The organism is Micromonospora sp. HNM0581 (assembly GCF_012726175.1).
Lineage (GTDB): Bacteria > Actinomycetota > Actinomycetes > Mycobacteriales > Micromonosporaceae > Micromonospora.
Genome location: NZ_JAASAD010000009.1, coordinates 80,652 through 97,654, shown reverse-complemented (window position 1 = coordinate 97,654; position 17,003 = coordinate 80,652). Strand labels below are relative to the sequence as shown.

The 17,003-nt window shown below is 70.5% G+C and carries 17 protein-coding genes; 2 read left to right on the top strand and 15 right to left on the bottom strand.

Annotation, left to right across the window (positions count from 1 at the left end; translation table 11 throughout):
- Window positions 1-5 precede the first annotated feature (5 nt).
- Complete coding sequence (locus tag HCA58_RS13465; protein ID WP_169598163.1) at window positions 6-1,856, top strand: hypothetical protein; 1,851 nt, start codon at window positions 6-8, stop codon at window positions 1,854-1,856.
- A 41-nt stretch (window positions 1,857-1,897) separates the two neighbouring features.
- Here the strand turns inward: HCA58_RS13465 and HCA58_RS13460 are convergent, their stop codons facing one another.
- The 13 genes from HCA58_RS13460 to eno form a co-directional block, all read right to left on the bottom strand.
- Entirely contained in the window at window positions 1,898-3,223 is a 1,326-nt protein-coding gene (locus tag HCA58_RS13460; protein WP_169598162.1) for an NAD(P)/FAD-dependent oxidoreductase, read from the bottom strand.
- A 153-nt stretch (window positions 3,224-3,376) separates the two neighbouring features.
- The gene (locus HCA58_RS13455) at window positions 3,377-3,937 is read right to left on the bottom strand and encodes a hypothetical protein (protein WP_169598161.1); all 561 of its coding nucleotides are present in this window, start codon (window positions 3,935-3,937) and stop codon (window positions 3,377-3,379) included.
- A gap of 55 nt (window positions 3,938-3,992) precedes the next feature.
- Window positions 3,993-5,384 (bottom strand): DUF58 domain-containing protein, encoded by a 1,392-nt coding sequence (locus tag HCA58_RS13450; protein ID WP_169598160.1) that lies wholly within the window; start codon window positions 5,382-5,384, stop codon window positions 3,993-3,995.
- A gap of 6 nt (window positions 5,385-5,390) precedes the next feature.
- Window positions 5,391-6,398 carry a MoxR family ATPase gene (locus tag HCA58_RS13445; protein WP_169598159.1) on the bottom strand — a complete coding sequence of 336 codons (1,008 nt, stop codon included), beginning with the start codon at window positions 6,396-6,398 and terminating at the stop codon, window positions 5,391-5,393.
- Entirely contained in the window at window positions 6,398-6,985 is a 588-nt protein-coding gene (locus tag HCA58_RS13440) for a hypothetical protein (protein ID WP_169598158.1), read from the bottom strand. Before HCA58_RS13440 ends, HCA58_RS13445 begins: the two co-directional genes overlap by 1 nt.
- Window positions 6,982-7,710 carry a DUF4129 domain-containing protein gene (locus HCA58_RS13435; protein WP_169598157.1) on the bottom strand — a complete coding sequence of 243 codons (729 nt, stop codon included), beginning with the start codon at window positions 7,708-7,710 and terminating at the stop codon, window positions 6,982-6,984. Before HCA58_RS13435 ends, HCA58_RS13440 begins: the two co-directional genes overlap by 4 nt.
- 75 nt (window positions 7,711-7,785) lie before the next feature.
- Window positions 7,786-8,469 (bottom strand): uracil-DNA glycosylase, encoded by a 684-nt coding sequence (locus HCA58_RS13430; protein WP_240956186.1) that lies wholly within the window; start codon window positions 8,467-8,469, stop codon window positions 7,786-7,788.
- Window positions 8,470-8,518: 49 nt separating this feature from the next.
- On the bottom strand, window positions 8,519-9,205 hold the full coding sequence (locus HCA58_RS13425; protein WP_169598155.1) for a dienelactone hydrolase family protein: 687 nt from the start codon (window positions 9,203-9,205) through the stop codon (window positions 8,519-8,521).
- A gap of 111 nt (window positions 9,206-9,316) precedes the next feature.
- The gene (locus tag HCA58_RS13420; RefSeq protein ID WP_169598253.1) at window positions 9,317-10,261 is read right to left on the bottom strand and encodes a Ppx/GppA phosphatase family protein; all 945 of its coding nucleotides are present in this window, start codon (window positions 10,259-10,261) and stop codon (window positions 9,317-9,319) included.
- 85 nt (window positions 10,262-10,346) lie between these two features.
- Window positions 10,347-10,859 (bottom strand): amino-acid N-acetyltransferase, encoded by a 513-nt coding sequence (locus HCA58_RS13415; RefSeq protein WP_169598154.1) that lies wholly within the window; start codon window positions 10,857-10,859, stop codon window positions 10,347-10,349.
- Window positions 10,856-11,413 (bottom strand): DUF501 domain-containing protein, encoded by a 558-nt coding sequence (locus tag HCA58_RS13410; protein WP_169598153.1) that lies wholly within the window; start codon window positions 11,411-11,413, stop codon window positions 10,856-10,858. The genes HCA58_RS13415 and HCA58_RS13410 overlap by 4 nt, the downstream gene beginning before the upstream one ends.
- Before the next feature lie 23 nt (window positions 11,414-11,436).
- Entirely contained in the window at window positions 11,437-12,051 is a 615-nt protein-coding gene (locus HCA58_RS13405) for a septum formation initiator family protein (protein ID WP_169598152.1), read from the bottom strand.
- Between the two features lie 29 nt (window positions 12,052-12,080).
- The gene (gene eno, locus HCA58_RS13400; RefSeq protein WP_169598151.1) at window positions 12,081-13,364 is read right to left on the bottom strand and encodes a phosphopyruvate hydratase; all 1,284 of its coding nucleotides are present in this window, start codon (window positions 13,362-13,364) and stop codon (window positions 12,081-12,083) included.
- 220 nt (window positions 13,365-13,584) lie between these two features.
- Between eno and HCA58_RS13395 the strand changes: the two genes are divergently transcribed.
- The gene (locus HCA58_RS13395) at window positions 13,585-14,277 is read left to right on the top strand and encodes a hypothetical protein (RefSeq protein ID WP_169598150.1); all 693 of its coding nucleotides are present in this window, start codon (window positions 13,585-13,587) and stop codon (window positions 14,275-14,277) included.
- A 27-nt stretch (window positions 14,278-14,304) separates the two neighbouring features.
- Here HCA58_RS13395 and HCA58_RS13390 read toward each other — a convergent pair whose 3' ends face one another.
- Both HCA58_RS13390 and HCA58_RS13385 read right to left on the bottom strand, forming a co-directional pair.
- Window positions 14,305-15,924 carry a DUF885 domain-containing protein gene (locus tag HCA58_RS13390; protein WP_169598149.1) on the bottom strand — a complete coding sequence of 540 codons (1,620 nt, stop codon included), beginning with the start codon at window positions 15,922-15,924 and terminating at the stop codon, window positions 14,305-14,307.
- A gap of 114 nt (window positions 15,925-16,038) precedes the next feature.
- Window positions 16,039-17,001 (bottom strand): nucleoside triphosphate pyrophosphohydrolase, encoded by a 963-nt coding sequence (locus HCA58_RS13385; RefSeq protein ID WP_169598148.1) that lies wholly within the window; start codon window positions 16,999-17,001, stop codon window positions 16,039-16,041.
- Between the last annotated feature and the right edge of the window lie 2 nt (window positions 17,002-17,003).

The window sequence follows — 17,003 nt, the reverse complement described above, 5'->3', positions numbered from 1 at the left end:
AGGCCGTGAGCAGCCACGTACCCATGGCACCCACCGACGACATGGCACCGCAGCCAGATCACCCCGTCACCGGGGCACGCCGGCAACTCACCCAGGTGACCCGGGCCGTCGTGCGGTACCAGGCCGACCTGCTGGTAGGACTGTTCTTCGCGGCATTCGCCGCGGTACTCACCCACCGGCTCTGGGCCGACCCGACCGGGCTGGTACTCGCACTCAACCCCGAAGACCAGGTGCTCTACGAGTGGTTCCTGGCCATCGACGCACGGGCGCTGCTCGGCGACTTCGGTCTGTCCACCGACCGGCTCAACGCTCCGGACGGGGTCAACCTGATGGCCAACACCTCGGTCATCGCCCTCGGGCTGCTGTTCGCCCCGGTCACCTTGCTGTTCGGCGCACCGGTCACCTTCGCCCTGCTCGTGACGGTCAACCTCGCCGGCACCGCCACCGCCTGGTACCTCCTGTTCAGCCGTACGACGCGGGTCCACCGGGGGGCCGCGATGCTCGGCGGAGCGCTCTGCGGCTTCGCCCCCGGCATGGTGTCCCAGAGCAACAGCCACCTGCACATGACGGCGCAGTGGCTGCCACCGGTCATCGTCTGGCTGGTGGTGCGCCTACTACGCGCCGCCGACCCCACCGCCATCCGGTCCAGGTCGGGCGACACGCCAGCCGGCCCGGACCGGCGTCGGCTGACCACCTCCGCGATGGGGATCGCCGCTGCCGTGTCCGTCCAAGTGTTCATCGGCGAGGAAGTGCTGTTCCTCACCGCCCTCACCCTGCTGGTGATGTCGCTCACGGTGATCACCGTGGACCGGGACCTGACCCGCCGGGCGCTACCCGCCTTCGCCGGTGCGATGACCCTCGCCACCGGTACGGCCCTGCTGGTGCTCGCCCGCCCGTTGTGGTTCCAGTTCGCTGGGCCCCTCGGCGTCGCCGACGGCATGTTCAGCCCGCACTACTTCTCCGCTGACCTGAGCAGCTGGTCGGCGATCTCGCCACTGTCCCTGGTCGGAGACGAACGTTCCGCTCAGCTGAGCACCGGCCCGGCCGAGTACAACACCTTCCTGGGCTGGCCACTGTTGGTGGTCACCGTCGGTTGCGCCGTCTGGCTGGGACGCCGCCCACTGGTGCTGGCCTGCACCGCCGGCATCCTCGTGATGGGCACCCTGTCCCTCGGCCCCGAAGTGGTCCTCGACCGCGACGGCACCGGCCTGCCCGGCCCGTACGCACTGCTCGACGGTCTGCCCGTGGTCGACGGCGCGTTGCCGACGCGGTTCGCCCTGGCCGTACCGCCGCTTATCGCGACGCTGCTCGTGCTGGCAGTCGACCGGGCACTACGCGGCACGGTCCGTGCCCGCCGGCTGACACTGACCGCGGTCGCCGTGGCGATGGTGCCGCTGATCCCGGCACCACTGCCCACCGCGCACCGACCACCGGTTCCGGAGTTCATCACCGCCGGCCACTGGCAGAACTGCGTGAAGCCGGGCGGCGTACTGGTGCCGGTGCCACTGGCAACGCCGAAGGAGCCCTGGCCGATGCGGTGGGCAACCGCAGCCAACGCCGAATTCAGCATGCCGCAGGGCTTCTTCATCGGCCCGCACGGCCGGGGCGGCAGCGCCGCGATGGGCGTCGCACCGCGCCCAACGGCAGTCCTCCTGGCGAACGTTGCCCGTAGCGGTCTGCGGCCGGTGGTCGGAGACGAGCAGCGTCGCGGTGCCACGGCGGACGTCGAGCACTGGGGCGCCTCGTGTGTGGTGCTGGCGGCCGACACCCCGCACGCCGATAGTCTGCGCCTGACGCTGGAGGCGCTTCACGGCCCGTCTACCAGGATCGCCGACGCCTGGTTCTGGCGGGTCTGAGCGGTGCGGAGCCCCTTCCCGCAGGATGAGACTCCGCGTACTCACACCTTCGACGAAGGCTGGGACGCCTCGGCGAACTCCTCACGCGGGTCGTGCAGCTGGCCGAGCGCGACCACCTCACGCTTCAGCACGAACGCCAACGTCCAGTCGACCACCACCCGAACCTTCCGGTTCAGCGACGGGATCCGGCTCATGTGGTACGTCCGGTGCATGAACCACGCCGGCCAACCGGTCATCTTGATGCCGTAAACCTGGGCCACGCCCTTGTGCAAGCCGAGGCTGGCCACACTGCCGGCATGCTTGTGCTTGTACGGGACCGGCTCGCGGCCCCGGATCACAGCGGCGATGTTGTCGGCCATCCGCTGGGCCTGCCGCACGGCGTGCTGCGCACTCGGTGAGCAGAAGTTGCCCGGCGGCTTGGTCAGGTCCGGTACGGCAGCGCAGTCACCGGCGCTCCAGGCGCCCTCGACCACACGGTCGCCGTCGACCACCTGCAACGTCGGCAAGCAGGTCACCCGCCGCCGCTCCTCACGCGGGAAATCGGTGGCGTCCAACATCGGCGACGGCTTCACACCGGCGGTCCAGACGATGGTGTCGGCGCTGAAACTGTCCCCGTCGGAGAGCTTGACCACCCCGTCGACGCAGGACTCCAGCCGGGTGTCGAGCCGGAGGTCCATGTCCCGCTTCAACAACTGCTGCACCGTGTAGGCGCCCATGTCCCGGTCGACCTCCGGCAGCACCCGCTGGGTGGCCTCGACCAGCACCCACCGCATGTCCGACATGCTCAGCTCCGGGTAGTACTTCAGCGCATGGCGGGCCATGTCCTCCATCTCGGCGAGAGCCTCGATGCCGGCGTAACCGCCACCGACGAAGACGAAGGTCAGTGCCCGACGGCGCACCTCCGAGTCGGTAGTTGCGGCGGCCACGTCGAGCTGCTCGAGCACGTGGTTACGCAGATAGATGGCCTCACCGATGGTCTTGAAGCCGATGCCGTGCTCGTGCAGGCCAGGAATCGGCAGGGTCCGCGAGACAGAGCCGGGGGCGACCACCACATGGTCGTAGGTGATGTCGCGGGGCGGGCCGACGATCGGCTGCACCGTGGCGATCCTGTTCGCATGGTCGATCCGGGTGACCGCACCGGCCACCACCTTGCACCGGCGCAACTCCCGACGCAGTGGCACCACCGAGTGCCGTGGGGAGATGTGTCCCGCCGACGCCTCGGGCAGGAACGGCTGGTACGTCATGTGCGGCTGCGGGTCGACGACGACGACCTCAGCCTCACGGGAACTCAGCTTCTTCGACAGGCGCAGCGCCGCGTAGAGACCGACGTGCCCAGCGCCCACCACAAGGATCCGCTTCGCAGTCACGCCCACCATCTTTCCCCCACCGTCAGCGGTAATCCTGCGTGCGGCCCCCTTCTGTGACCGAGCACAAGGCGACTGTGACCCCCGTAACGTCGGCTACACCGCTTCCCTGGCCTCGCCACCACCCCCGGTCACCCGAAGCGTCTGGCCCCTGAATCACCTGCGTCGCAGCAGCCCAGCCAGCAACGCGGTCAACCCGACGACCAACAGCAGACCCGCCACCGTGACCGCCTGCCAGCCGCCACCGGCGGCACGCACGTCGGAAAGTTCGAGCAGCAGCACGCCGAGCACCAACGTGGCGAGCAACACCACGGCCGCACGAGTGAGCCAACCCACTATCACTTCCGGATCCACCACGGCGTCGTACGGCAACACCGCCACCAGCGCGCAAAGCGTGTGGGTCAGGTAAAGGGCCACCGCCACCGCCATCAGCCGCCACAACGCGATCGGCCGGTCGTACCCGTCGGTGGCGAGCAGCCACCCGGCGACCGTAACCAACGCAGCGAAGGTCGGCCAGAGCCGGCGCGGCAGTACCGCCGGCAACACCGCGACCGCCACCAGCGGGCCAAGCGCCTGCCCGAACACGACCTCGGCGGGGTAGGACAGCAGCAGCCCCACGAGCGCGCTGAGAAAGATACCCGCCCGGACCAGGACAGGGGTCAAGGAAATTCGCGCCGTGGCCGTCCGCAGCGCCCGGACCCTCCCGATCACACCCACCGGGTCAATCCCTCGTTCGCGACTGCGGGACTCCGCTGCGCTGCGTTCCTCACACTCACCGGCCACCCACCCTCGGGGCGGTGGCCAGCCTCGCCACGTCGCGAAGCACCTGGTCGAGGCTGCCGGCGCCGGCCCACGGCACCACCGGCACGCCGTGCTCACGCAACTGCGCGACCATCGTGTCCCGGTCCAGCCGCCACAACCGGTACGCAACATCGGCCCAACCCCGGTCCTTCGCAGGTGACAGGTCCACCGGGAGCGTGTCGACGGCCACCACGAACCGTCCCGCACGGGCCAACCGGGCCAACATCTGAGCCGACCGTTCCTCCAGCAGCGGGGTGAGCACCACCACGAGCGCATCGGCGGAAAGAAGTTGCGGGCCGAACACGTGGTCGTACGGCTCGTGTGGGGAGGACTGGACCTTCACGTCCAACAGCCACTCCAGCACGGTCAGGTACTGCCGTCGCCCGGTCGCCGGGCGCAGCCGCCGGGCACTCGGGCCGTACTCGAGCAGCGCCACCCGGTCGCCGCGGTGCAGGTAGTGCTCGGCGATAGCGGCAGCCGCGCGGACCGTGGTGTCCAGCACCGACGCCGTACCACTGACCCCACCGGAGCGGCCCGCCTCTGCCAGCACGTCGAGCAACACGACCACTTCGGCGTCGCGGTCGGAGAGAGTGGCCGCCACGTGCAGTTGCCGGGCCCGCAGCGACACCCGCCAGTCAATGCGGCGCAACCGGTCACCTGGGGCGAAGACCCGCACCCCGGCGAGTTCACCACCCTCACCGGGACGACGCGAGTGGTGGGCGCCGACCAGGCCCGCAGCACGGGGCATCACCTCGACCGCCTCGAACGGCTCGGTCTTCGGGTAGACCTTCGACCGGACCGGTTCGACGATCACCGCACGCGAGATCAGCAGGCCCTGCGCGGCGGCTACCCGGGCACCCACCGGACCCAACGGGTGCCGGCCCCACCGCAAGGCGGTGCCGGCCAGCTCCAGATCGACGGCGGAGTCCGGCGTGATCGACGTGGCGAACGGACGGTCCGCCACGGCCGGTTGACCGCCGCCGGCCGACCGGCCGGTGCTGGCGACCGTACTGCCGGCCAGCCCGGCGCGTTCGATCCGCAGCCACGGTGAAACCCGGGCACGCAGCACCGCCACGTCGAAAAGAACCCGACCCTGGTTGCCGACGGTGACCGTTGCGGCCACGTCACCGCCCTCCACGAGGTGATCGTCCTGGGCGCTGAGCCACAACTGGGGCAGCTCGACGGGTCGGCGACGCAACGCGTACGCGGTACCGAGCGCGAAGGGTGCAGCCAGCACGATCAGATCCACCCGTCCCAGCAGCACCGCGGCGACCAGGAGCAGCCCGGTGAGCAGCACCGCCCGACCGAACGCCCAAGTGGGCGTCCAGTTGGTCGATGCCGTCCGCTCGCTCTGTTCGACCACGCCGGGTCAGTCTCCCGGCCGACCAGCGGCGTAGCTGGGCAGGGCACCGCTGGCCGGTGCGGGTGTGCCGTCGAGCACCTCACCGACCACGAACGACGGATCGACCCGGCGTAGCCACATTTCCGGCCGCAGGGTGATCCGGTGTGCCAGCGCCGGGGCCGCGACGTCCTTGACATCCTCGGGGACCACGTAGTCCCGCCCGGAGAGCACCGCCCGTACCCGGGACAGCAGCAACAGCGCCAGCGAACCGCGCGGCGACGCGCCGACAAGCACCGACGGATGTTCGCGGGTGGCTGAGGTCAGCGCCACGATGTACCGGCCCACCGAATCCTCCACCTCGACGTCCTCCAACGCCGCCTGCATGGCGCGCAGGGTGCCGGCGTCGACGACCGGTTCGATCTCGGCTTCCTCCCGGCGGCGCGCCATCCTGCGGCGCAGCACCTCCCACTCTTCTTCCTGCGCCGGGTAGCCGAACGACACCCGCAGCAGGAACCGGTCCAGCTGGGCCTCCGGCAACGGATAGGTGCCCTCGTACTCGATGGGGTTGGCGGTGGCGAGCACGTGGAACGGCTCGTCCAGGCGGTACGTCACACCCTCCACCGATACCTGCTTCTCCTGCATCGCCTCCAGCAGTGCGGACTGTGTCTTCGGCGGAGTCCGGTTGATCTCGTCGGCGAGCAGCAGATTCGTGAAGACCGGCCCGGCCCGGAAGGTGAAGTCACCGCTGCGCTGGTCGTAGAGGAACGAGCCGGTGACATCGGCCGGCAGCAGATCGGGGGTGAACTGCAGCCGCCGGAAGTCCAGACCCAGCGCCTGGGCGAAGGACCGCGCGGTGAGCGTCTTACCCAACCCTGGCAGGTCCTCCAGCAGCACGTGACCGCCGGCCAGGATGCCGGCGAGCACAAGTTCCAGGGCGTCCCGTTTGCCGACCACGACCAGGCCCACCGCATCCAGTACGGCCCGGGCGAGGCGACCTACCTCGGCGGGGGGCATCGTCCGGCCGGCGTCGTTCATCAGATCTTCTCCAGTTCGGCGACGATCGCCGCGAGGTCGCGCGGCGAAGGGGTGCGGCGGGGTGGGGTTTCCAGGAACGACGACAGACGGTCACCCAGTAGGGCACGGGCTCGTACCGGATCCGATTCGCGGGTGATGCCGTGCTTGAGCCGCATCCGCTCGTCCGCCAGCTCGGCCAAGCGGGGCAGGATCACGGTGCTGAACCGTTCGGGACGCGTCTTGGACCACTCCAGCGGAGCCGCCCAACCGTTGATCGCGGCGCGCAGCGCATCCCGCGCGTCCCAGTTGTAGGTGCCCGGCTCCTCGCCACCCTGCGTCGACGAACCCCCCCGACCGGGCTTCGGTGGCGGGGCAAGGGCGGCGACGATACGGCGTACCACGAGCAGCGTGACCACGGCAGCGACAAGCACCAGCAGCGACACCCGCAGACCGATCGCGCGTAGTCCGGCGACGGTCACCACGGTCGCCGCCGTGGTGACACCGAGCACCCCGAGCACGGTACGCAGGCGCCCACCCCGGCGCGGTTCGGACCGGACCGGACGCTCCTCGGAGAAGCTGAGCAGGTCGTCGATACTTGTGCTGCTCACGCCGACTCCTGCTCCGCCAGGGCGGTCAGTTCACCGCGCAACCGGCGCAGGGCGGCTCGGGCCTGGTCCCTGGTCCGTTCATCCACTGGTCGGGTGGCGTACCGGGCCTCGCGGAAGACATCCGCGAAATCGGCAAGAACATCAGCGCTCACGACCGCCGGTACGCCAGTGGACGGATCGCCCCGCAGTAGCCGGGTGACCAGGTCGGTGGGGGTGTCGCCAGCCAGCCGGGGCACCCCGGCGACCGCGGCGGCCTCCTCAAGTCGTACCCAGCAGGCGATCACCGCGGTCCGCGGATCGGTGGCCCGGTCGTCCAGGTCGACCAACCCGGCGTCGACGGCCGCCACCACCTCGGCGGCGGTGCCCTCGGCACTGCGTCGGTTCTGCTGCGTGGGCAGTGCCCTGGTGACCCGGCGCGCCGCTGCCCGCAGCATGGTCCAGATCAGATAGCCGAGGGCCGCGAGCAGGGTCAGCCCCAGCAACACCACCGCCACCATGCCGAGCCAGGACGGGATCCGGGTGCGGGTCTGCTCGGCGGCGTCGCGGGGTTCGGCCGGAATCGATGGTCTCGGCTCGCCGCTCGGGTATTCCAGCACGAAGGGCGCGTCCTCGACGGCGGGTGGGATCCGGCTGGCGCCGATCGACGAGTGCGTGGTCGCCACGGTGACGGCGGCGAGCAGGGCAACCACCACCGTCACCGGCCACCACCTGCGCAGCACGTCCATCAGTTACCTCCGGGCAAGCGGGGCTTGCGGCGGCACTGGTCCCGACCGTCCGCCACCGCCACCGCCCCCGCAGCCTCAGTCCACGCCGGCCAGCAGCTTCGCCCGGGCGAACACGTCGTCCAGCATCCCTGGTGTCAGCCGGCCGGTGAAGGTGTTCTGCTGGCTGACGTGATAACAGCCCAGCAGCTCCGGTCCGGCCGTGCCGGACCAGTGTGCCCCATGCCGGAACGACGGTCGCGGGCTGGGCGGCGGGACGGCGTACCCGGCCCGTAACGCCGGCCACCACGCAGCCCAGGCAAAAGCGCCAAGTGCCACCACCACCCGCAGCGTCGGTCGGATCAGCTCGACCTCCCGATGCAGCCAGGGTGCACAGGTGTCCCGCTCGGCCGGGGTGGGCTTGTTGTCCGGTGGGGCGCAGCGTACCGCAGCGAAGATCCTCGTTGCGCACAACGTGAGTCCGTCGGCGGCGGCCACACTCGTCGGTTGGTTGGCCAGGCCGGCCCGGTGCAGCGCGGCGAAGAGCACATCGCCGGACCGGTCGCCGGTGAAGATCCGGCCGGTGCGGTTACCGCCGTGTGCGGCCGGGGCCAGTCCGAGGATGGCGATCCGGGCCGCGGGATCACCGAATCCGGGGACCGGCCGTCCCCAGTATTCCTGATCGCGGAAGGCCGCTCGCCTGGTACGGGCGACCTCCTCCCGCCAGTCGACCAGCCGGGGGCAGGCGAAACAGCCGGCGACACCCGCATCCAGGTCAATCAGGTCCGTTGCCCGACCGGCGTGGGCGGCGACCTCGGCAGGGGTACGCGACTCAACCAAGCTTGGCCCTGAACAGCTCCAGGGTGCGCGCCCAAGCGCTGGTGGCCGCCCGCTGATCGAACCTCTCCGGCCGATCCTCGTCGAAGAAGGCGTGCGCGGTGCCCGGGTAGTCGTGCAGCTGGCACACGCCACCGGCGTTCTCGATGGCCCGGCGTACCGTCTGCACACCCTGGTCCGCGGAGCTGCCGTCCGCCTCCGCGCAGTGCACGAGCGCGTCCTTGCCCGCCCAGCCGGTCCACTCGGTACGCATGCCATCCCAGGGCAGCAGGGGATAGAAGGCGGCGGTGGCGACGATTCGTTCGGAGAAGTTCGCCGCCCACAGGGCGAGACTGGCCCCGGCGGAGAAGCCCGCGCAGCCCACCTTGCCGGTGACCTCGGCCCGACCGGCGAGATGGTCTGCGGCAGCGGCGATGGTCTGCGCCGTCTCGTCCATCTGCGGTCCGTCGAGCAGACGTCGCGGCCCACCTGGTTCTCCGGCCGGCTCACCGTGCCGGAGATCGGGTGCGAGAGCGACGAAGCCTGCCTCGGCGAAACGGTCCACCACCGACCTGATGTGCGGCACGAGGCCCCACCAGTCCTGAATGACGATCACTGCCGGGCTTGCCGCGCCGGTTGGGGGTATCGCGAGATATCCCTCACCCGTGCCGCTTCCACCACGGTAGGTCACCATCTCGCCCATCGGCCCGTCCTCCTAGCGGTCAGTCATCGTTGGCTGGTCGCCCAGTAGTCCTACGTGCGGGTAGCCTGCCACGCGGTGACCGCCACCGGGAAGACGCCGGAACAGTGGCATTCACCTCCCGTTCGCGTATGCCAGGCTCCAGGCGATGCCGTCGAGGATGTCGTGTTCCGAGGCGATCACGGCCGACATGTCCGCCCGTTGCATGGCGACGCGGAGCACCAACGCCCCGGCACCGATCACGTCCGCGCGCCCGGGATGCATCACCGGAATCGCCAACCGCTGCTCACGGGTCATGGCCAGCAGGTCGGTGGTCACCTCCGCCACCCGGTCGTACGACACCCTGGCGTGGTGAATGCGGGTCGGGTCGTACCCGGTGAGGCCCTCGGCGATCGCGACCACGGTGGTGACCGAGCCGGCGAGCCCGACCAGGGTGGCCGCCTGGCGCCCCGGCACCGCCGCCAGCGCCCGATCCACCGCGACCGTGACGTCGGCCTGGGCGGCGGCGATCTCGTCCGGGCCGGGCGGGTCACCGTGCAGGTGCCGCTCGGTCATGCGGACACAACCGATGTCCATGGAGATCGCGGCGTCGACGCCACCGTCGCGGGTGCCGACGACGAACTCGGTCGAGCCGCCGCCGATGTCCAGCACCAGATACGGCGACGGCGCGTCGACGGGCAGGCCGCGCACCGCTCCGGTGAACGACAACCGCGCCTCCTCGTCGCCGCTCACCACCTCCGGTGTCGCCCCGAGCGTCTGCTCGACCATGAGGCGGAAGTCCGCCGCGTTCTCCGCGTCACGGCTGGCCGAGGTGGCGCACATCCGTACCCGCTCGGCGCCCAGCTTCTCGATCTCGGCGGCGTAGCCTTCGAGAGCGACCCGGGTCCGCTCGATCGCCTCCGGAGCGAGTCGACCGGTGGCGTCGACGCCCTGGCCGAGCCGAACGATCTCCATCCGCCGGCTCCGGTCGACAAGTGGTGCGGCCGGGCCGGCCGACGGATCAGGTAGGTCGGCCACCAGCAGCCGGATCGAATTGGTGCCACAGTCGATGGCCGCCACACGCGTCGTCACGCCGAGAACCCTACCGCCGCCGAACCGGCCCACCCCGGGCGACAGCGCCGTGGCGGGCGAGTAGGCGTGGGTGTCAGAGGCGCAGCAGCATGCGGGTGTTGCCCAGGGTGTTCGGCTTGACGCGTTCGAGGTCGAGGAACTCGGCGACCCCCTCGTCGTACGAGCGCAACAGTTGCTCGTAGACCGGGTGCGGCACCGGAGCACCATCGATCTCGGAGAAGCCGAACGAACCGAAGAAGGTGGTCTCGAAGGTCAGCACGAAGATGCGGGCGACCCCCAACTCCCGGGCCGCGTCGATCAGCTCGGCGACGATCCGGTGCCCGATCCGCTGCCCCCGGCAGCGGGGATCGACCGCCACCGTGCGGATCTCCGCCAGGTCCTCCCACATGACGTGCAGCGCGCCGCAGCCCACCACCGCGCCGTCGGAGACCCGGCTGGCGACCCGGAACTCCTGTACGTCCTCGTACAGCGTGACGGTGGCCTTACTCAGCAGGCGACGGTTGTCGGTGTAGGTGTCGACCAGCCGTCGGATCGCCCGCACGTCGGCGGTCCGGGCCCGCCGTACCACGACGTCCCCGCCGCTCACCCGACCTCCGGTACGTCAACACAGCGTCCCGCCGTCCACCACGGTTCGACCAGGGCGAGCGTCTCGTCGCCGAACGGGTTCACCCCGGGCCCGGCAGCGAGTGCGTGACCGAGCTGGACGTGCAGGCACTTCACCCGGCCAGGCATTCCCCCGGCCGAGATGCCGGCGATCTCGGGCACCTCGGCGATGGTGTCCCGGCGGTCGAGGTAGTCCTCGTGGGCCGCGCGGTACCGCAGGGCCAGCTCCGGGTCGGCGGCCAGCCGCTCCGCCATCTCCTTCATCAGGCCAGCCGACTCGAGTCGGCTGCACGCGGCGGTCGCCCGGGGACACGTCAGGTAAAACAGCGTCGGGAAGGGAGTCCCGTCGGCCAACCGCGGAGTCGTCTCCACCACGTCAGGCAGGCCGCAAGGGCAGCGGTGGGCCACTGCCCTGGTGCCCCGGGGCGGACGCCCGAGCTGCGCGGCCACCGCAGCCAGATCAGCCCCGGTGGCCGGTTCCCGCTCCGGCGGAGGTACGGAAGCCGCCGCCGGCTCCTGCGGTGGTACGACAGTCACGGTGTCATTCTCTCGTCGGGTGCTCAGTCGTCGGTCCGGTGGGCGTCGGCGGCCTGCACGCTGGACCAGAGAGTGTCGTACCAGGCGTCGGGGGTGTCCGGCGTCGCCTGCCCCGTAACGGTGCCCGCCTCCCCGTCGGCACCGGCGGGAAGCAGAATAAGCATCTTCTCGCCGGGCCGCTGCATGAAGAACCGCTCCCGGGCCTGGGTTTCGATGTATGCCTCGTCCTGCCACTTCTCGGCCTGGGTCGTCAGCTGGGCGATCAGCTCCCGCTGAGCCGCCTGCGAAGCTTCCATCCGCTCGATGTCGGCCTGCTGGTCCAGGTAGACCCGGACCGGATAGGTGTAGGCGAGGGCGAGGGCGATCAGCACCGCGATCAGCACGGTGGCCCGGCCGGTGAGACCTCGGGATCGGGGTGCGGACAGTCGTGTCACCGTGCCACCGGCAGCGGTGCGCCGGGCGGCGGCGGGTCGCTTGGCGGAGCGTACGCCCTCGGCACCGCGGTTGGCTGACGGTGCCCGACCGGCGTTGGACCGCGACTCGGCACGGACACCGCCATCACGGGTCCTGCCGGGGCGACCGTCGCGTACCGGCCGGCGGACCGGGCGTTGACCACCCGGCGTGCGGCGCTGCTGCATCACACCCCTCCCCCGAGGTACGGCACCTGTCAGGCGGAACGGTAACGCGGGAAGGCGCCCGCCCCTGCGTACCGCGCCGCGTCGGCCAGTTCCTCCTCGATCCGCAGGAGCTGGTTGTACTTCGCGACCCGGTCCGATCGGGCCGGAGCACCGGTCTTGATCTGACCGCAGCCGGTTGCCACCGCCAGGTCGGCGATCGTGGTGTCCTCGGTCTCACCGGAACGGTGGCTCATCATGCAGGTGAAGCCGGCCCGGTGGGCCAGGTCCACCGCGTCCAGGGTCTCGGTGAGCGAGCCGATCTGGTTGACCTTGACCAGTACCGCGTTCGCCGCCCGCTCGGCGATGCCCCGGGCGATGCGCTGCGGGTTGGTGACGAACAGGTCGTCGCCGACGATCTGGATCCGGTCACCGACGGCGGCGGTGAGCGTCTGCCAGCCGGCCCAGTCGTCCTCGGCCAGCGGGTCCTCGATGGACACGATCGGGTAGGCGTCGGCCAGCTTGGTGTAGTACTCGCTCATCTCCGCGGCGCTCTTGGTCGCCCCCTCGAAGGTGTAGCTGCCGTCGGCGAAGAACTCGGTGGCGGCGACGTCGAGGGCGAAGACGATGTCGGTGCCGAGCCGGTAACCGGCCTTCTCCACCGCCTCGGCGATCAGGTCCAGCGCGGCGGCGTTGGTCGGCAGGTTCGGTGCGAAACCACCCTCGTCGCCGAGCCCGGTTGAAAGATCCTTCTTCTTCAGCACCGACTTGAGCGCGTGGTACACCTCGGCACCGGAGCGCAGCGCCTCCCGGAAGCTCGGCGCGCCGATCGGCGCGATCATGAATTCCTGGATGTCGACGTTGCTGTCGGCGTGTGCTCCGCCGTTGAGGATGTTCATCATCGGCACGGGCAGCAGATGTGCGTTCGGCCCGCCCAGGTAGCGGAAGAGGCTCAGGCCGGCGCTGCCGGCCGCCGCCTTGGCCACCGCGAGGGAAACCCCGAGGATCGCGTTGGCACCCAGTTCGGCCTTGTTGTCCGTGCCGTCGATGTCGAGCATCTTCTGGTCGATCACCCGCTGCTCGCTGGCTTCGTAGCCGATGAGCTGGTCGACGATCCGGTCCTCGATGTTGGCGACCGCCTTCTCCACTCCCTTGCCCAGGTAGCGGCCCTTGTCACCGTCGCGCAGCTCGATCGCCTCGAAGGCGCCGGTCGAGGCGCCGGAGGGCACCGCCGCCCGGGAGATCGTGCCGTCGTCGAGCCCGACCTCGACCTCGACCGTCGGATTGCCCCGCGAGTCCAGGATCTCCCGAGCCTCGATTACCTCGATGGTTGCCACTGAGTTGCTCCTCGTTCGTGTGGTCTCGTCCGGTATCGGCCGCGACGGTGCGGCTGAGGCAGGTGTTGAACGCAGCGTATCGGTCCCCGCCTTCCTGCGCGCCGACCGGGCGGGTCAATAACCACTCTCCGGTACCAGCAGGTCGGACATTCCCGGATTCTCGTACCTCAACCGGCAACCGGTTTGCACGAGCGGGACCCGATCGACGAGGCTGTTCACCATGCCCGCCGCCTCGACCACTCTCCGTATTCTCGCTGTGTCGGTCATCGCGTCGCTCTCCGTCACCGGCTGTCAGGCTCTGGACGATGCCGGGCGGACCATGGAGCGATCCGACATCGTCAACGATCTCGCCGCGCGGATGGATCGGGCACTGGAGCTGACCTACTCGGCGGAGTACCAGCTTCCCGGCGGGCGGAGCGCCTCGTTCGTCCAGTCGCAGGACCCGGCCCGGTCCAGCTACACCTGGCCCGGTGGAAAACTGACCGTGACCGACGAGGCGACCACCCGATGCGACACCGACGACGACCGGACCGTCTGCACCCTCGAACAGCCACCCGCACCCAACAGCAAGCCCTCTGTCGTCGTCTTCGCCGAGGCCGAGCTACAGGGGCTGATCACTCCCCCGCTGGTGATGGGCCGGTTGACCGACGCGGCACTGGACCCGGACGCGGTCATCACCGAACGCAGCAGCACCGTCGTCGGTCACCACGCCACCTGCGTAGACGTACGCCGTAGCGCGGAGAGCTTCACCGCCTGCGTGACCGGGGAGGGCACGCTCGGTAGCTTCACCGGGCAGCTCGACGGGGAGCCGGTCGAGCTGGCACTGAGCCGCTACCGCGACCGGGTCGAAGGCGCCGCCTTCGACCTTCCGGCGGGTGCCGACGTGGTGGACCGGCGCGCCGCCGGCCCCTGACCCGGAAGTGGCCCGTCACCGTGCGACCTACAGGCCGAGCAGGGCACGCAGGTGGCGCGGCGGTGGACTGCCGTGGGCGAGCATCTCGTCGTGCCAGGCGCGCAACGGCACATGGTGCGGACGGGCCGCGACGATCCCGGCCAGCTCGCTGTAGCCGACGAAGTACGTCGACAGCTGCGCCGAGGTGAGCAGCGCACGACGCCACTTGCCCGCCGCCTCGCCCTCCTCCTGAAAACCGCGTCCGGTCAACAGGGCCATCGCCTCCACCTCGGGTAGTCCCTCGGCGTGCGTCAGCTGGTCGAGCAACGCGTTGAGGGTCATCCGTAGCTGCATCTTCAGCTGCTGCAACCGCACCGGCAGGCCACCGAAACCGAGACCGACCATCAGCTCCTCGGCGTAGACCGCCCAACCCTCGACGAACGGACCGGAGCGGATCAACGCCCGTACCCGGGTGGAGCCGGTGTGGCGTCGAGCGTGGGCGAGCTGAAGGAAGTGCCCCGGAATCGCCTCGTGCACGGTGAGGTTGCGGATCATGTGGTCGTTGTACTCGCGGTAGAACGACTCGACCCGACGCGCCGGCCAGTCAGCAGGCGTCGGCGCGATGCAGTAGTACGTCGGTACGGTGGCGGTCTCCAAGCCACCGGGCGCATCGCAGTAGGCCACCGCCACACCCCGGGCGAACTTCGGCATCACCTGGATGACACACGGATCCTCCGGCACTGTCACCAGGTCGTGTGCCCGGACGAAGTCGCTCGCCTCATCCAGGGTGACCGAGGCCAGGTCGACGATCGTGTGGTCGTCGGGGTGTTCGGCGGCGAGCAGGTCGAGGGCACGGCGTACCGTCTCGTCGTCGGCCGGACCACCGACCAGCTCCACCGCCGCCGCGCGGATCTCGTCGGTCACCCGGTCGAGGTTCGCCCAGGCCCGGCGCTGGATCTCGGCGGCACCCAGCTCGGTGTCGAGCGCGTGCCACAGGCGCGCCTCCCAGCGTCGCCGACCCAGCCGGGGGTCGCGGCCCGGGCCGACGTCGGCCGCCAGGCCGCCACGCAGCCAGGCAACGAACTCGTCGAGCGCGGCCAGCGCGGCCGTGGCTGCCGGCTCGAACCGGTCGATGGCGGCGGGAGCCTGCCCGAGCAACGCGGGGACCTCGTCGCGGACCAGCGCCGCCACCCCGGCGAACTGCCCGACTGCCGTCTCGGCATGGACCCGGGGCATGTCACGCAACGTCGCGCGTGCGGTGGCCAGGGCATCCGGCACTGCGGCAAGACGGCCGGCGAGGGCCGCCAACCGCACCTCCACCGGCGCGTACGGGCGAGAGAGCAGGGCGTGCAGCAGTGGACCAGGATTGTGCACGAGGGGGTCCCACTCGTGCCCCCGGATCTCGGTCAGCTCGAACAGTTCCCGGTCGACGAGTGCGGAGAGCAGAGCGTGGTCGACCCGCTCCTCGACGTCGAGGTCATCAGGGTCGATCTCGACGAGTGCACTCGCCGCGTCGACGAGCATCGCCCGATCGCCCGCGACCGCGTCGGCCGAGAAGTCCGGCAGCCGGTCGTCGACCCGATGCTCCCCCGCCGAACCGGCGAGCCCCGGTCGACTCGTCAGCAACGCCTCGACGACCCGTTCACCCACCACCCCGAACCGCTCCACCCTCCGACCCTAACTCGACCCTCACCCCGCCCCGCCCAGACGATCATCAGGTCGGCGGCACCGATGCCGGATTCGACACCGCCTGCGGCACGATCAGCGCGGTGACGTGCCAGGTCAGCGTTCGGTGGTGCGGAGGGTGCGGGCGTGGGCGAGGGTGGAACGGCGGAGGGCGGCCTCGGCGTCGAGGGCGTCGGACCGCGCCTGAGCGACGAGGGCGAGCAGCCGGGCGCCGAGGGCGGCCTCGGGGTCGGGTTGTGCCGATGGCGACGGCAGCGGTGCGGTGACGCCGGCCCGGGCGGAACGCTCCAGGATCTTCGACGCCAGGGACAGCGCCGGTTGGCTCAGTGCGAGGCCGTCGAGCACCGACTCCCGGGCCTTCTCCGCCTGTTTGATCCGCTCCCAGTTGGCGGTGATCTCCTCCAGGGTGCCCGCCTCGGCACCGGCGAAGACGTGCGGGTTACGCCGGATCATCTTGTCCACCAGGCCACCGGCTACGTCGTCGACGGTCCAACGCTCGTCCTCCGGCAGTTCCTCGGCCAGTCGGGCGTGCAGCACCACCTGGAGCAGCACGTCGCCCAACTCCTCGCGCAGTGCGTCGGTGTCCCCGGCGATCATCGCGTCGTACGCCTCGTAGCTCTCCTCCAACAGGTACCCGGCCAGGCTCCGGTGGGTCTGCGACCGCTTCCACGGATCCCCTCCGGGCGAGAGCAGTCGGTCCAGCACCGTCACCGCGTCCAGCAGCCGTGCACCCGGCGGATCCCACGAGCCGTACAACAGCTCCAGCTCCGCCAGCCCCGGCTCGCGGGCCAGACGCAACCCCAACTCCCGGGCCAGCGACTCGTCCCCAGCCGGACCGGCCAGCCAGACCACCGTGCCCCGCGCCGCCGCATCCAGCAGCGCCGTCACCGGCGGCCCGTCGAGCACCCGAACCTCGGCGCCCGCCGACCGCAGCGCCGTGGTCAGCTCGCTCTCCTCGGCGGCCAGCACCGGAGCTGCGCGTACGACGTCCCAGGCGGCTGCCGTCAACAGCCCGGCCGGCAACCGGGGCGAGGTGACCAGCAGGACTATCCGGGACATAC

What these genes read in the sequence shown, in the direction of transcription:
- HCA58_RS13445 (WP_169598159.1), bottom strand. Translation starts at nt 6,398, where the DNA reads ATGAACGACGCCGGCCGGACGATGCCCCCCGCCGAGGTAGGTCGCCTC.
- HCA58_RS13435 (WP_169598157.1), bottom strand. Translation starts at nt 7,710, where the DNA reads ATGGACGTGCTGCGCAGGTGGTGGCCGGTGACGGTGGTGGTTGCCCTG.
- HCA58_RS13425 (WP_169598155.1), bottom strand. Translation starts at nt 9,205, where the DNA reads ATGGGCGAGATGGTGACCTACCGTGGTGGAAGCGGCACGGGTGAGGGA.
- HCA58_RS13405 (WP_169598152.1), bottom strand. Translation starts at nt 12,051, where the DNA reads ATGCAGCAGCGCCGCACGCCGGGTGGTCAACGCCCGGTCCGCCGGCCG.
- HCA58_RS13395 (WP_169598150.1), top strand. Translation starts at nt 13,585, where the DNA reads ATGCCCGCCGCCTCGACCACTCTCCGTATTCTCGCTGTGTCGGTCATC.
- HCA58_RS13385 (WP_169598148.1), bottom strand. Translation starts at nt 17,001, where the DNA reads ATGTCCCGGATAGTCCTGCTGGTCACCTCGCCCCGGTTGCCGGCCGGG.